Annotated in this window: 16 protein-coding genes; 8 read left to right on the forward strand and 8 right to left on the reverse strand. The window is 33.5% G+C overall.

Going from position 1 to position 14,475, the window contains the following annotated elements:
* Window positions 1-106: 106 nt before the first annotated feature.
* Complete coding sequence (locus tag BFU36_RS06960) at window positions 107-1,081, reverse strand: phosphomevalonate kinase (RefSeq protein WP_069282896.1); 975 nt, start codon at window positions 1,079-1,081, stop codon at window positions 107-109.
* Window positions 1,082-1,130: 49 nt separating this feature from the next.
* On the opposite strand from BFU36_RS06960, the gene BFU36_RS06965 reads away from it, so the two are divergent.
* A complete protein-coding gene (locus BFU36_RS06965) occupies window positions 1,131-1,736 on the forward strand; it encodes a hypothetical protein (RefSeq protein WP_069282898.1) in 606 nt (201 codons plus the stop codon).
* Between the two features lie 3 nt (window positions 1,737-1,739).
* Here the strand turns inward: BFU36_RS06965 and BFU36_RS06970 are convergent, their stop codons facing one another.
* Window positions 1,740-2,309, reverse strand: coding sequence for a hypothetical protein (locus BFU36_RS06970; protein ID WP_069282901.1), 570 nt, complete (start codon window positions 2,307-2,309; stop codon window positions 1,740-1,742).
* Between the two features lie 195 nt (window positions 2,310-2,504).
* On the opposite strand from BFU36_RS06970, the gene BFU36_RS06975 reads away from it, so the two are divergent.
* Both BFU36_RS06975 and mvaD read left to right on the forward strand, forming a co-directional pair.
* Window positions 2,505-3,203: a hypothetical protein gene (locus tag BFU36_RS06975; protein WP_069282903.1), complete on the forward strand. Its 699-nt coding sequence runs from the start codon at window positions 2,505-2,507 to the stop codon at window positions 3,201-3,203.
* 27 nt (window positions 3,204-3,230) lie between these two features.
* Window positions 3,231-4,214 carry a diphosphomevalonate decarboxylase gene (gene mvaD, locus BFU36_RS06980; protein ID WP_069282904.1) on the forward strand — a complete coding sequence of 328 codons (984 nt, stop codon included), beginning with the start codon at window positions 3,231-3,233 and terminating at the stop codon, window positions 4,212-4,214.
* Here the strand turns inward: mvaD and BFU36_RS06985 are convergent.
* Window positions 4,192-5,436 (reverse strand): glycosyltransferase family 4 protein, encoded by a 1,245-nt coding sequence (locus tag BFU36_RS06985; RefSeq protein ID WP_069282906.1) that lies wholly within the window; start codon window positions 5,434-5,436, stop codon window positions 4,192-4,194. The two genes, mvaD and BFU36_RS06985, sit on opposite strands and share 23 nt — an antisense overlap.
* A 459-nt stretch (window positions 5,437-5,895) precedes the next feature.
* Here BFU36_RS06985 and BFU36_RS06990 point away from each other — a divergent pair, with 459 nt between their 5' ends.
* Both BFU36_RS06990 and BFU36_RS06995 read left to right on the forward strand, forming a co-directional pair.
* Window positions 5,896-6,471 carry an NADPH-dependent FMN reductase gene (locus tag BFU36_RS06990; RefSeq protein ID WP_069282908.1) on the forward strand — a complete coding sequence of 192 codons (576 nt, stop codon included), beginning with the start codon at window positions 5,896-5,898 and terminating at the stop codon, window positions 6,469-6,471.
* Window positions 6,472-6,588: 117 nt separating this feature from the next.
* Window positions 6,589-7,107 carry a hypothetical protein gene (locus tag BFU36_RS06995; protein WP_069282910.1) on the forward strand — a complete coding sequence of 173 codons (519 nt, stop codon included), beginning with the start codon at window positions 6,589-6,591 and terminating at the stop codon, window positions 7,105-7,107.
* Here BFU36_RS06995 and BFU36_RS07000 read toward each other — a convergent pair.
* The 4 genes from BFU36_RS07000 to BFU36_RS07015 all read right to left on the reverse strand — a co-directional run bounded on the left by BFU36_RS07000 (window position 7,096) and on the right by BFU36_RS07015 (window position 10,153).
* On the reverse strand, window positions 7,096-7,383 hold the full coding sequence (locus BFU36_RS07000) for a winged helix-turn-helix domain-containing protein (RefSeq protein ID WP_069284648.1): 288 nt from the start codon (window positions 7,381-7,383) through the stop codon (window positions 7,096-7,098). The genes BFU36_RS06995 and BFU36_RS07000 overlap by 12 nt on opposite strands.
* A 390-nt stretch (window positions 7,384-7,773) precedes the next feature.
* Entirely contained in the window at window positions 7,774-8,658 is an 885-nt protein-coding gene (locus tag BFU36_RS07005; RefSeq protein WP_069282914.1) for a hypothetical protein, read from the reverse strand.
* Window positions 8,643-9,335, reverse strand: coding sequence for a lycopene cyclase domain-containing protein (locus tag BFU36_RS07010; RefSeq protein ID WP_069282916.1), 693 nt, complete (start codon window positions 9,333-9,335; stop codon window positions 8,643-8,645). The genes BFU36_RS07005 and BFU36_RS07010 overlap by 16 nt, the downstream gene beginning before the upstream one ends.
* Window positions 9,308-10,153: a phytoene/squalene synthase family protein gene (locus BFU36_RS07015; RefSeq protein ID WP_069284649.1), complete on the reverse strand. Its 846-nt coding sequence runs from the start codon at window positions 10,151-10,153 to the stop codon at window positions 9,308-9,310. Before BFU36_RS07015 ends, BFU36_RS07010 begins: the two co-directional genes overlap by 28 nt.
* A gap of 120 nt (window positions 10,154-10,273) precedes the next feature.
* On the opposite strand from BFU36_RS07015, the gene BFU36_RS07020 reads away from it, so the two are divergent.
* The 3 genes from BFU36_RS07020 to BFU36_RS07030 all read left to right on the forward strand — a co-directional run bounded on the left by BFU36_RS07020 (window position 10,274) and on the right by BFU36_RS07030 (window position 13,245).
* Complete coding sequence (locus BFU36_RS07020; RefSeq protein WP_069282918.1) at window positions 10,274-10,741, forward strand: sterol desaturase family protein; 468 nt, start codon at window positions 10,274-10,276, stop codon at window positions 10,739-10,741.
* Window positions 10,738-12,147, forward strand: a complete 1,410-nt coding sequence (locus BFU36_RS07025) for an NAD(P)/FAD-dependent oxidoreductase (protein WP_083216360.1) — start codon at window positions 10,738-10,740, stop codon at window positions 12,145-12,147. The genes BFU36_RS07020 and BFU36_RS07025 overlap by 4 nt, the downstream gene beginning before the upstream one ends.
* 225 nt (window positions 12,148-12,372) lie before the next feature.
* Complete coding sequence (locus BFU36_RS07030; RefSeq protein ID WP_069282920.1) at window positions 12,373-13,245, forward strand: hypothetical protein; 873 nt, start codon at window positions 12,373-12,375, stop codon at window positions 13,243-13,245.
* Between the two features lie 10 nt (window positions 13,246-13,255).
* On the opposite strand, the gene BFU36_RS07035 is transcribed toward BFU36_RS07030, so the two are convergent.
* Window positions 13,256-14,461 carry an NRAMP family divalent metal transporter gene (locus BFU36_RS07035; protein ID WP_069284651.1) on the reverse strand — a complete coding sequence of 402 codons (1,206 nt, stop codon included), beginning with the start codon at window positions 14,459-14,461 and terminating at the stop codon, window positions 13,256-13,258.
* Window positions 14,462-14,475: the final 14 nt, after the last annotated feature.

Consider the following 14,475-nt stretch of genomic DNA (forward strand, 5'->3'; position numbering starts at 1 on the left):
CTCTGGTAAATCTGAATAATAAGTTTTTTCCGGTAAACATTGAGGCACTACCTAATTAGGCTGATCTCCTCCCCGCCGTAAAGGGCGAGGTTTGCTGTTCTTTTTATCATGACAATTCGTCGATTCTTAATCCATCATCTTCCTTTACATCTATTATTTTTAAACCCCTTTGTCTCCACTCCTCTCTGACTTTATGTAAATTTTCACCTAAAGCGAATATTGAATCGCCACCTCCAGCCCCCGGCGATAATGCTAGTAAAGCACCGTTGTTCTCAGCGATTCTGATAAGCCTCTCTTCCTCCTCGCTAACTAAGTTAACCCTAATCACGTTCCTAGCTAAATAGTTCAAATAATTCCTAGCTAACCTCACGTGTTCTACAGCCTCATCTACTTTATCTAACTTTATGAGTTTTATTGCCATCATGTTTTCTTCATCTATTAGTTTCATCAACTCCTTAAAGTCCTCATCTTTACTTTTCTCAACGAATTTTTTAACTAACCCTACAGTCTCAGAACTCCTACCAGTGAATCCTAAAATCATATCATAGTTTCCCTTCAATCTTAATTTCTCGTAATAAAAGTCCATTTTTTCCAAATCATTAAAACGTTTGTAAACTATGCTTCCAAATACCGCTGATGCTATGTCAAAACCACTACCTATTCCCTTCTGTCTCTTATAATTAGCTATTTGAGCTAGCTTGTGAATTTCCATTAAATCTATCTTATTGTTTATCATGTAGTAAAAACATGCAGTTAATGCCACTGTTGAGGCTGATGAACTACCTAAGCCGGTCTTTTTTCCGTCAATTATGAACTCATTATCATTATATAACTCTACCTCATATCCCTTTAATTCCACTCCGAGTCTTTCCTTAAACGTATCTATAACGGAATTTATTAACTCATTACCTCTGTTCTTAAATTCTCCATATGAGGTGTGAAAGATTAACTCATCTGAATTACTCCCTTTTATACTGCACTTTACCCTCTTATTTATAGCGAATACGTGGGAAATTCCTCCAAATACTACACTATAACTTCCTATCCAAAGTATTTTGCCCGGTGATGTTGCTTTAATCACACGTTATATTCTTTAATAGCTTTTTAATCTTTAACCATATATACACCACATGGATTTTCTGAGTAAGAAGGAGAGAATTGTACTGATAGCTATAGCCCAAGCTGGTCCAGCCGGGATACCATCCTCTAGCCTTTCAGCATTAAGTTACGTTATGACTAAGGACACTATTCAGAGAATAATAGAGGATTTGTACTTTAAGGGGTATATTAACGTTATAAGGGACGTTGATGAAATAAGGTATATAGCGTCGAAAAACGTGAGAAATGCTATGGTGAACTTTGAATTTCATAAATATAAATTACTTAAGAATCTCGAGAAGCTTAAGAAGGATGTCGAGGAAATAAGTAAGTTAGATAAGCAACAGCAGATAGGAGCATTTAAGAATTTGATTAGGGATCTAATGTCTCAGATCTCAACATCTCTTATCACGTTATTTAACGATTTACCAGATTTAACCATACCAGAATATATTGAGCTTTTGGAGAATTTAGACAAGGAATTTCTTTCTAGGTTATTACCTATAATCCAAGAAAATATGAGTGAAGAGGAATTAGCTACTTTTATTTCGTTAATTAGCAGATTTAGAGGAGAAAAAGAGGCTGAACAGCTTAAAACACTCTTACAGAGGGCTAAGGAAAACGTAAATAATAAATGAAATTTAATCACCTTTTATGCATGATTCACCTATTCTTTTGAACTCTCTTGTATATCTTATACTGGTTACTGACAGAATTACTGACATGAGAGATATTCCAAAGGTTAATCCGGAGAGAAGGAACGATGTAACAATTTGATTAGTGAGAATAAGTATAATTGAGGATAATAATAGTATTAAAAGTAGCTTATTAATAATCGAAACGTTTCTAAGGGATGTTTTTATCTCATTTTCCAAAAATACCAATTTATTTACCTTTTCTATCTTAGAATTTAAAACATCTACTAATGACTTGAATGAACTCCAATTGTCTGAAATAAATTTTATCGCGTCATCCATTGGCAATTTTAGTGGAACTGCCAATATTGCTCCCTCTAAGATTTCTGACATATTATCAGAAGATAATATATGGATTAGTGAGAGTAACGATTCGATTTTAGCAAGGTCAATCACTTTAGAGGAATTTCGTAAAATTTCAGCAGCTTTCCTCTCTGCCGTAAGCTGTAACAAGGTTGAGAGTACGTAAAGCAGAGAGGATATTGATATAAACTCTAAAAAAATTAGGTTTGTCATATCCTATCCCGGTGATTAGTATTATTATACAAATCTAATATTGTAATCGGTATAACCACGTATTTTATGTACAGAAAACAGATAAATAAATTTTTGTCTTAAATCAACAGCTAGTTATATCTTTACTATGAGGGTGTGTATAAAGATTTATTCAACAAATTATATATTTGACTCTGATTTTTAAGATGTATCAGAATGATTAAAAATATCATAGATAAATATGTCATTACTTCCGATAGCGATAATATACATGAGTTAAAAGAATTGGTAGATTTGCTAGAAAAATATAATGTAAAAGCGTATAATTATAAAGTAGAATACTTAAGAGGAAAGGTAAACATAAGGGTTATGAAAGGCAATGTGATTTTAGATTTAGCAAATTTAACGTTAGGCGAATTAGAGGAAACGTTAAATAAATCTGAAGAACTGTTTACCAATAGATTCAAGATTACCTTTCATAACTGTCCCTCCTTAAGGGAGATTTTAGATAAGCTTGAAAGGACCAACTTGCCTTATAGTGAAATAAACGTCTTCAGAGATTCCGTAAAAATCAGAATTATAGATAAGAACATCTCCTTCATCGATAGTAGGGATTTAGAAGCCACTTACTATCTTAGTTTAATATTGGATAAGGTTAATTTAACCGATGTCAACTTAGGAAGGATTACGCGAGTTAATGATATGTTAGCCTTTATTTTGCTTAAAGCCCATGGAATCAGGGATCTTAATTTATTAAGAGAAATATTAGCTAAAGACTACATTATAAGAGGAGATGAGATAGTAATAAGAGATATAGGAGTAATAATTTCTAAAGAAGGAATATATAATGAGACGAAAAAGTTTAAGTTGAGTAGGAAGGAGTTATACGATTTAATTTATTTAGGTAAAGATTAAAATCTTTAATCGTTTTTAGAACCAATGATGTTAAATAGTGTAACCGTTACAGCTCCCTCAAACATTGCAATCGTAAAGTACTGGGGAAAGAGAGGAGATGAAAAATTAAATCTTCCGTTAAACAGTTCAATTTCTATAACTTTAGATGAGCAGTTATCGGTTACAACCACAATAAGCTTGAATAAAGATGAGAAAGATGTAATCATAGTGAACGGTAAGATATTGTCTGAAGAGGAGAGCAGGGAATACGCTGGAAGGGTTATAGAAAAGTTCAGACAGATCGTAAGTAAGAACTTTCATGTTAGGATTGAATCGATAGCTAACTTTCCAGCTAATGCAGGTTTAGCTTCATCAGCTGCGGGAATAGCTGCAATAACTTTAGGGCTAAATGAGCTTTTAGGACTTGATTTACCTTTGAAAGAGCTCTCAAAAATAGCTAGGTTAGGTTCAGGTAGTGCGTGTAGAAGTATGTTCGGAGGATTCGTTATGTGGGAGAAGGGAATTAGAGAGGATGGAGAAGATTCGTATTGCTACCAATTATTTCCAAGTGACCATTGGAGGGATTTAGTAGATATCATTGCGATTATAAGTGAAGAAGAGAAGAAGATTTCGTCTAGAAGGGGGATGATGAGATCAGCTGAAACTTCGGAGTTAATGGAGTGTAGGTTGAAATTCATAGAGAATAGCATAAACGAGGTGGTTGATGCGATAAGGAAAAAGGATGAAAAAAGGTTTTACTATTACGTAATGAGACATAGTAATAGTATGCACGCGGTTATACTTGATAGTTGGCCCTCATTTTTCTACTTGAATGATAAATCTCTGAAAATAATGGAATGGGTTCAAGAGTTTGGTAATGCCGGTTACACATTCGATGCTGGTCCAAATCCTCATATCTTTACTACCGAGAAATATATTAATGAGGTGATGGACTTTTTGGAAAAAGTAGGAGTCAAGAGAGTAGTAATCTCTAGAGTGGGTCAAGGTCCTAGCTTAAAACAAAAGTATTGAGAAACTCATGTGTTTCCTTAGCAACGTTAGCCCAGGAAGAGTGCTCCTCTAAGAACCGTTTTACCCTTTCGTCTTCATGCTCCTTCTCATAAGACTCTTCATCCATTTCTAGAATTTTATTAGCTAGGTTAGCCATGGCTTTTATGTCATATTCTTTTACGATTTTAACTGGTTTCAGTCCAGAGTAAACGTATCTTATAGCCGGTATATCATAAGCTACCACAGAAGTTCCTAAGGCCAAAGTATCTAATACTACCAGCGAAAATCCATCTTGGTGCGAGGGATATATTAACACTTTAGCCTTAGATACGGTATCATATACTTCTTCAATTGGCCTATATCCTTTATACTCTATTTTTCTAGAGGACATTAGCATCTCTTCATCCCTCTCATTTATCGTCTTGCCGAAGACGACTACCTTACTTTTTAATAGATTAGCAATATTAGGAAGCTCTCTTATTCCCTTTTGAGGAACTAACCTTGCTAAGAATACCGCATAATCGTCTTTTCCCTTGGTCCTCCTAAATTTATATATTAAATCCTTATTAAACGCATTTCCTACTCTAAATACTTTTAATTTAATGTTATACTTATTGCATATCTCATCTATTCTAGATAATTCAATGGAAGCTTGAGAAACGGACGCAATTCCTTTCAATACACCATCACTCATAGCCTTTATGTAAGCCTTTCTATCTAGCTTGTAAAAATACCACATCAGAGTATCATAGGCTAAACCATAAAGTCCTAAAATCTTCCTATATCCCCTTCCAAAAGTCTTCCTAAAAGGTTCATCATGAAGAAGCTTAATAAGAGGTTTATTAAGTTTTTTTGCAATGTGATACGATAATCTAAGAGTAATTGAGTCCTCATGCATATCATAAACTAAGTCTGCCTTTACATTATTTAGCATTTCAATATAGTTCCTATCAATCCCTAGATCATTCCATTTTATATAGACGGTATGAGATTTAAGGAAATACGAGAAAGTACCTTGCTTTAACTCATCGTTATACTTTTCTATCACATCATACACTGAGTCAAAGACTCTTACCCCACTCTTCTCTAAGTCTTTCAATACTTCATAATTATTTTTAACCAAAAAAGAAGGAACGTAAAGTGTAACCTCATCCCCTAATTTCACTAACTCTTTTAATACGTTAATAATATGTGTAGAAACCCCTGAAATATTAAATACGTTGCCTATTGCCAGTATCTTCATTCATTATACATAAGTTTTACATTTTATTAACACTTTGCTTCACCTATCGCACAATTACTGACAAAATGAAGACTAGGCTTGCCCTTTAGGCAGGAAGGAGGTCAGATATAGGATATTAATACTAATGGCAAATTTAATATTATGAAGTTAGGAATAAATAAAGTAACTAATGTGTTGAAAATCACTTTCCTCCTTTCTCTCATCAAACGGAGTAATTCCCGTGAAAAGGATTAACGCTTTAGACCTCGGCAAAAATCCTTGCCTATAGAGTTGTAAGGAGGTTAACAGTCTTCTCTTCAATCAATAGTGCTCCAATTATTAAATAAAATGACATAATATAAATAATTTTTCACTATAGCAAATACGTTTTGGGGCGCATTTTATGTATAATTCTTTATTTAATTATGTAAACAATGCCACTAGCACTGACTTTATAATTTACTTTACCAAGTAAATCCCATGGACGAAATCAAAATCCTTGGTATAGCAGGAAGCCTAAGGAAAGACTCATACAATAAAAAGTTGCTAAGATCTACCTTAAATCTTTTGCCTAAAGGCGTTACTATGGAGATTTTTGAAGGTTTAGGAGAGATTCCACTATTTAACCAAGATCAAGAGAATAATCCCCCTCAAATTGTAAAAGAGTTTAAGAAAAAGATTAGGGAAGCTGACGCTCTATTAATAGCTACTCCGGAATACAATAGGTCAATACCAGGGGTGTTAAAGAACGCAATTGATTGGGCATCAAGGCCATATAACGACAATGCTTTTAGTGGAAAGATAGCTGCTATTGTTAGTGCTTCTATGGGAATGCTAGGAGGATCCTTGGCTCAGTATCACTTGAGGCAAATATTATCCTTCCTTAATGTAATAGTAGTTCCTGCACCAGAGGTATTCGTAAGCTTTGCTCAGCAAAAGTTCGACGAGCAGGGAAATTTAACTGATGAGACTGCGAAGAAGTTAATAAGCCAGTTGATATCAAATTTAGTTTATCAAGTGAAAATATCTAAAAATGTTCAAGTAATAAGAGTATAACAGCTTTTTTACTTTATTATTCCTTGTTTGAGGAAATTAATCAATATTTGCGTGGTAGTAACAATTTATTTTTTAGTGTCAATAACTAATTTTTAGTTAAAGTTCCTAATCTAAATCGTGAATCCTATAATATTAGCAGTCATATTAGGCTTATCTCATGGTATAGAACCTGATCATGTAGTTACGGCAAGACTGTTAAAGACTAGGCGAAAGATATTACAATTCGCTTTATCACATTCAGCTGGTTTCATAGTTATAGCTATACCGCTCGTCATATTAATAGGGGATAATAAGATTCTTGAGATAATTGCAGATATAGTAGGAATAATATTCTCAATCCTTCTTATAATCGAAGCTATAACTGGTAAAGAATTCGATATTGGTGCTAATACCGCTGGAGTACTTCAAGGAGCTTTTGTTATTACTCCTACAAAGGTTATAGTGATAGTTATAGCATCATCTGGATATAATTTATTATATTCTATAGAAACACTCTTAGCTTTCATATTTGCATCGTTTATTTCAATATTTTCCCTTTCAATATTAAATATCATACCTAAGAGAATTTACAAAATTCTGAATATGTCAATAGCTTTGTTTACACTGGGTTATCTTATATTTTCATTATTCAGTTAGATTTATTTCCTTCTTTAATTCATTAACCAAGGTAATTAAGTCTATTTCAGCTTTTCTTATACTTCTTATCTGCTCTAGGACTTTCCTTCCCTTTTCAGTGATTACGTACTCACCGTCTTTTTCTTCAATTAAACCATTTTCTTTCATTAATGCCAAATATTTTTTAGCCAAAGATGCACTAAGATTTACATATTTCATTATCGATGATATTCTATTTATCTTACTGTCAATAGCCTCTAGTATGTCGGAAATTATTTCTTCACGGTTTCTCCTCATTATTATCATGATAACCTTTAATTGAACGCATATATATTTATTTTCATAATTACTTTAACGGCATCAACATTATATATAATATCAGATATAAGATATCAATTATCGTGATCTATGTCCTATAGAAAGTTGTTATCAGGAAACAATTTATTGAATATCACTATCTACAAAAAGTATATATTGCATCTATTTACTATTATTCCTATCTTTCATTAACACTTGCTTCCCTTAATATGTATAAATTTATCACTTAATTGTTTTCTTACAACGAGATCTACTACTTATAATTAGCGATCTCATCTCGAATGGTGAAACTTGTCGTCACTTTATTATGAAATTTCTTGACATATGTTTCTTACGATTTGAGGAAAGCTTCACTCTTCGGGGAGGAAGTCAGAACTTAAATCTCTCTAGGAGATAATTCATGTAAACTTCATTTACAAATAATTTTAAAAATCTAATTTTATTGAATCCTAAACTACTACCTCTATCTTCATTTATCCTAAACTTTATTATCTCAAGATCTTCTCTCATTTTCATCGATAGGTAAACATCTTCGTACCCATTGATAAACGTTTCATCAAAAACTTTTCCATTGATTACCCTTCTATTCAAGATTAGAAAACTTCCTGCATTTAAGAATGAATCAATAATTTCCCCGGAAAGCTTAATAAAGGGACCTACCATGGAATTAATTAATACGACGTGTTTAATCTTGAGATTTTCTCCATACTTATTTAACAAATAACCATATACTTCTGCTGGTGGCAAGTGGAATATTTTGCCTATGATGTGCATTACTCTAACGAAATCGGAAGTTGGTTTTACTATTGATACTCTGTACGTATGATATGATGATGGACTAGCCAATACCATACCTTTTGTAGCCGTAGAAAGTTCATCGATTAACTTAGTAGCATTATCTACTTTATGCATATCGTCATTTGAAATAACTACCCATTTCGGATGTGACTCTATAGCCTTTAAAACACCTAAATTTACGCTTCTTGCATAGTTGAAGAATTTCCCCCTACTTTCAACGAAAACTATTGGTAAAGGTGAGAAAATTGATTTAGCTTGCCTAGCTCTCCCAGAATTAACGTCCATAGTGGGAATAACGACTACTACATCATTTTCTGTATTATCCTTAATTACTTTGATTTCCGCTGAAGGTCTATTTTTCATCCATTTAATAATCGAATCTCTATCGAATTGATATACTCTCTCTATCTTCCTAGGTTCTTCACTAGAGTAATAGGTCTCTATGTTAGATTCCACATTCGTTCACCTACTCTATAAAATAATGTGTAGAAGTTCATCATAGTTAAAGAATATATTGCATCCTCTATTGGAATAGTCAAGATTCTAATCCCTAATATAGAGTGAGGTCCATAGATGACTATAGGAAGGGAAGTCAAAAAGTAATCGAAAACTAGGAAAGGAATATAAGTTAAAGCAACAAATACCCAATAATTAGTTGATTTAAACATTTCTTCATCAAATATCTCTACTAGAATGAGAGAAGCTGAGAAGTATATAAGGTCTACAAAAGTATATGAAAAATATCTAAAAAAGAAGTCTAATACTAAAACAATAATTGATACAATCAACACTTTGTCTCTTCTGACAAAAGGTATCTTATTGTCTCTTATTTTAATATTTACAAAGTCATATATCATCAGACAAGCGAAAGGTGTAACGAAGAAAAATAGTATCTCCTCAATTGGTAAATTGATAATTTTGAGTCCAATTATCCAATACGGGTTAAAGCTCCAACTGTCTATAGAGGTTGCAAAAATATCCCACAATATGAATGGTATAGAGGATACTAGAATGGAAAAGGCTAAAGCTTTGTACCTTCTTTTCACGAAAAGAAGAGATATGATTAGAGTAGGAAAGAATATCATGGAGTCTATTTCGATATATGCTAAATGGGGATAAAAGAAGGTAACCATCTCAATACACCTACTAGCGAATTATAGACACCTTGAGTTATTATCCTCCTCTTCTTTGGTTTAACCTTTACCCTTATCACTACACATGGATCGTGCCATATCTTATTAGCTGTCCATTTATACATATCAGCTGCAGTCTTTATCGGTATTAGATACCTCAATGGAATGTACTTATATCCCTTCTCGGCTTCTCTTTGGTATACATTAAACCTTTCAATCTGAAACCTCATATACTTCTTAAACCCTTCATTGCATTCACATAAGCTCTTAATACCAAATTTTCTCATTTCGTCGTAAGGCAGATACTGTCTACCTAACTCAACGTCTTCCTTAACGTCGCGAATGAAGTTCAAATACTGCATTGCTCTTCCTAACATTCTAGCGTAGTAACTTGACTCCTGATTTAAACCCAAAATCCTCATCATCATTAGACCAATTACCTCAGCTGAGCCATACATATATTTTAATGTCTCATCGATAGTGTAATATGTCTTCTTATAAATATCAGACTCCATAGAATTCAGAAATGCCTCTACCCACTCCCTTTCAATCCTTTTTCTTTTCATTAGGTCTGAAAAGTTAGTTAGAACAACGCCATCAATTTGCTTACCCTCTAACACACGGTAGAACTTGTCTCTCATTTCATAAAATTCATCTACTTTTTGTGGTATCGAATCAACTAAATCATCAAAAACTCTGACAAAAGCGTAAAGCCTCGTCACATCTCTTCTGACTTCATCTGGAAAGAATAGAGTACTATTATAATAAGTTACACTGCCCCTCCTAAAGATGGCATTTAATGTTTTATAATCATCCATAATTCTATAAGAGGAGTACACGATAAAGCATTGTATAAAAAACCGTTTAACAATCGCTTTTTAAAAGCTATTAAAATATTTTTAACACACGCTTTATTTATATTAAGCCTTATATATGATATGCTATTCCATACCATAGAACTAATCCTGATCAGTATTACAGTATTTTTTGGGATGGAGTTCATAGCTAGAGGTCTACATAAATACGTCATGCATGGTTATCTATGGATATTACATGAAGACCATCATAAGGAAAAACAAGCTGAGATAGAGAAAAATGATGCCTTTGGAATTTTATTCGCATCAATAGCAATATTTCTAATAATAGAGTGGTTAAGTACTGGGAGTCTACTATTCTTGTCTGTAGCGTTAGGGATGACTGCATATGGCTTAGCTTACTTTTTTATTCATGATATGATCATCCACGATAGGCATTTACATCTAAGGTCTTGGGGTTTAAAACACAGATTATTTAGACAGCTTATTTTAGTTCATGACGTTCATCACAAGGAAGGAAGAGGGAATTGGGGTTTTCTACTGGTAATTAAGGGTATAGACAAGATTCCTAACGAGAGTGAAATTAAGTGAATGTAGTTATAGTAGGTTCTGGGATAGGAGGATTATCAACAGCACTATATTTACAGAGAAAAGGTTTTCAAGTCACTGTGTTAGAAAAACTAAGTGAACCTGGGGGAAGGGCTAGGAATTTTTCAGTGGGAGAATTCTCTTTTGATATGGGTCCCTCATGGTACTTAATGCCAGAAGTATTTCAAAAGTTTTACCGAGAAGTAGGAGAAGAAGTTCCAGAAATAGAGAAAGTTGATCCTCTATTTTCTCTGTATGTAGGAAAATTAAATGAGTTAGGCAGAGGTGTTGATATATATGCCTCTGAACCTAACGTAATTAAAGGCGATGTTGAAAAGTATATAGAAGATACGAAGTTCATGTATGAACTTGCAATGGAGAGGTTTCTTTTCAAAGAAATGAGAATTAGTGACATGTTTGATAGTGTCATAATTAAAAACTTTAGGAAATTCCCCATATTCTTGAATTTGGATTCATTTAACAGGAGGTACTTTAAGGATGATGTTTCATTGAAGGCTGTAGGTTTTTCTTCAGTGTTTTTAGGAGGTTCTCCTTTTAGCACTCCTGCAATATATGCAATGGTGAACTACGCAATCTTGGGGAAAGGTGTATATTATCCAAAGGGTGGATTTAAGGGTTTGGTAAATAAATTATTCGAGGCATGTAAGAGAGCTGGAGTCGATTTCTTGTTTAACTTTGAAGTAGATAGAGTAAAGGTAAAGGAGAACAAGGTTATATATGTTGAATCAGAGGGTAGGAAGGTAGATGGAGATCTTTTTGTATTTAATATGGATTATCATTACGCTGACCTTCTCCTGCCCCCCGAATACGCATTAGGAGAGTATTATTGGGAAAGGAGAAAATTAGCTCCTTCTGCTATTTTAGGTTATTTAGGCGTAGAAGGAGAGGTTAGGTCAAGCCATCATACCATAATAATTAATGGAGACTGGAAGATGCATTTTGACTCAATATGTAAAGGTAAGGAAATAGATGTGGGGAACATGTCATATTATGTGAGTTATAGGAAAGCTACTGACAAGAATTTAAAGGGTGATGATTTAGTTTTTCTCATTCCAATACCTCCAGGTTTTAAGGAAAGGGAAGAGTATTTGTTAAATAAAGCAATTGAAGATTTTAAGATAAAGACTGGTTCTAATTTTGTCATAAAGTTTAAGAGAACTTTTGGACTTCTTGATTTTATGAGAAATTATAATGCATATAAGGGAACAGCATTTGGTCTTTCTCACACTTTAAGTCAAACTGGTCCTTTCAGACCTCCTTTGAAGAATAAGAGTATAGACAATTTATTTTATGTGGGACAATATACTCAGCCCGGCATAGGTGTTCCCATGGTTACTATATCTTCAATGTTAGTAGGAGAGAAAATCATTACCTCGATGCGGAGATAATAAGGAATAACTTAACTTTTTATTATTATATGGTAAAAACATTCTAATGACCCCTTAACCTTTATAGTATCTTTAAAAGCTCAAATGGATATAACTATGTAAATTTTAACGGAAAATTAGCTATGAAGGGATCTTAGTTATTCATGTCTAATCTTTAATTTATATAAGTTAACACATGAAGGTTGGTATATAAAACTTAATTACTCTATTCTCTAAATATAAGTTGTGGTATATAGACAGTGTATCAAATGGAAGAAGGGCTTAGTTAATACTCAGTGTGAAATAGAAGTTCAAGTTAGTGATGATAACGAGGTATATATTATAAAAAATGGAATAGTGAAAAGAGTTAAGAGTGAAAGTGACATTATGCCTTACATTAGCGCTATTTCTTCAGCGTTTAGAGCTATAGTCTTAAGTAGATTAGATCCAGTTTTGGCTGATAGATTATACAGATTAATTTACAAGTTACCTCCTTTTACTGAAATTAGAAAGGTCTCAGAGAGGGCTTATTCCATATGGAGTGGATCATATCCTAGTTTCGTTGTATTTTTGGACCTCAGCCCCGACACAATAAAATATTTACCCCCCACTAGACTTATAGAGATAGACTCTCAGTATTACGCTCATATAGAGCCTTTAAGTAAGAGTATGGAAAAATATGCTGAATGGGCTAACAATACAGCTTATATTTACGGTAATCAGATGTGTATTGCATTAAGAGGATGCACATCCTTTGGTGATGAAGCTTACAGTATAAGAAGTATTGATCAAAACCTTAACGTAGTGAAACTATGGCTATTTTACATAATCTTTGGGTCAGGTATTCTTGTTGTAAATAATAACGTAAACAATTTAGAAAAATTCGTCATTTTAAGATACGATAAGGGGTTTGAATTTCTTGAAAGCTCGAATGATAATGGGAAGTTGGGAATAGAGGCGGATAACAAGAGGATACGTTTAACATTAGACAATGAGGAACTGCTTAATGTAGATTACACTTCCTCACAATACATACAATTTTCATATCCATTGAGTTGGAAAAGTAGGTATTCAATAAACGACTTTGTATCATCATTAAAGATGTGGAAGGGTAAGTAGAAGAATTATGTTAATAAATTAGAGACATGAATCCACTAATTCCTATTAACGCCATGGTAATCCAGTAAATTATCAATCTAGTTTTACCATATGCATAGTCCCCCATTATTTTCCTATCTCCTACGAGAATTCCTATGAAGAAGGCAGGAATTAGGGCTACTATAGGTGAAATAGACATTAGAGTTAAGACAAAATTTACTATCTTGTCAAAATTATTGCTAAATATCATTACTACTATTAAAGCCGGTACACTTTCCGTAAGGTAAAGCCAAACTAAGTTCTTATAACTCTTTTCATCATATGGATCGTATTTATTCAAGGACTCTAAAGTGCCCCATGCACTTCCAAAAGACTCTACGATTAGTGCTAAGAAGCCAGCACTAATTAATCCTATACCAAAAATATAGGGAGATAGGTTACCAGAGATTATTGAAAGAGCTTGAGATACTTGTTCATAGTTTAATGGATCTACAGACTTTGAAATACCAGTCGTCGCTAGTTCTATTGCTACCATCAATGCCTCTGAAACGATAGCTCCTATTATAGTTTCATAAGACGACCATCTAACCTTCACTTCAGATGATGAATTGGCATCTATGTACTTGTAAGCAGTAGCGGAAGCTTGATAAAACAACATGAATGGCATTATTACTGCTCCTATATTTGCTGCTACCAGAAAAATAAACGATGGTGAGGAGGAGAAATAGAATATTTGCTGATTAGGGACTATTCCCCTTAATCCCGCTTGAATTATAAATGAAATCATCAATATGAATGATATTCCCAATAATATTTTTTCTGCCTTTGTATATTTTTTCGTAAGTATTATAGCAAGATGAATTAGGAAAAATGAAGGTAAGCTTATGTAAATAGGTATGCCTAGGATTAAGGAACCAACAGCTATTCCACTGTACTCCACTACATACGTAAAGACGTCTACTCCAAACATAGGCATTGAAGATAGAAGGGCCAAACTAGTAGAGAATTTTCCTCTAATCAAGCTTCCAAGACCCTTTCCATTGTTCACTGCACCTATCCTACCGGCAGCGTCTTGAATAAGAAATAGTGGTAAAGTTAAGAGCAATAATAGCCATACTAATCTGTAGCCGTATTCTTGTCCATCAGCTACGCCCGTTAAAACGCTTGCAGCATCAACATCAGCCATCATAACTATCCATGCGGGTCCAAAGAGTTTTATCGCATCCTTAATGGTCACAGTATTATCTGTTC

The organism is Sulfolobus sp. A20, from assembly GCF_001719125.1.
GTDB lineage: Archaea > Thermoproteota > Thermoprotei_A > Sulfolobales > Sulfolobaceae > Saccharolobus.

What these genes read in the sequence shown, in the direction of transcription:
- mvaD (WP_069282904.1), top strand. Translation starts at nt 3,231, where the DNA reads ATGTTAAATAGTGTAACCGTTACAGCTCCCTCAAACATTGCAATCGTA.
- BFU36_RS07015 (WP_069284649.1), bottom strand. Translation starts at nt 10,153, where the DNA reads ATGGATGATTATAAAACATTAAATGCCATCTTTAGGAGGGGCAGTGTA.
- BFU36_RS06985 (WP_069282906.1), bottom strand. Translation starts at nt 5,436, where the DNA reads ATGAAGATACTGGCAATAGGCAACGTATTTAATATTTCAGGGGTTTCT.
- BFU36_RS06975 (WP_069282903.1), top strand. Translation starts at nt 2,505, where the DNA reads ATGATTAAAAATATCATAGATAAATATGTCATTACTTCCGATAGCGAT.
- BFU36_RS06990 (WP_069282908.1), top strand. Translation starts at nt 5,896, where the DNA reads ATGGACGAAATCAAAATCCTTGGTATAGCAGGAAGCCTAAGGAAAGAC.
- BFU36_RS07000 (WP_069284648.1), bottom strand. Translation starts at nt 7,383, where the DNA reads ATGAGGAGAAACCGTGAAGAAATAATTTCCGACATACTAGAGGCTATT.
- BFU36_RS07020 (WP_069282918.1), top strand. Translation starts at nt 10,274, where the DNA reads ATGCTATTCCATACCATAGAACTAATCCTGATCAGTATTACAGTATTT.
- BFU36_RS07010 (WP_069282916.1), bottom strand. Translation starts at nt 9,335, where the DNA reads ATGGTTACCTTCTTTTATCCCCATTTAGCATATATCGAAATAGACTCC.
- BFU36_RS06965 (WP_069282898.1), top strand. Translation starts at nt 1,131, where the DNA reads ATGGATTTTCTGAGTAAGAAGGAGAGAATTGTACTGATAGCTATAGCC.
- BFU36_RS06970 (WP_069282901.1), bottom strand. Translation starts at nt 2,309, where the DNA reads ATGACAAACCTAATTTTTTTAGAGTTTATATCAATATCCTCTCTGCTT.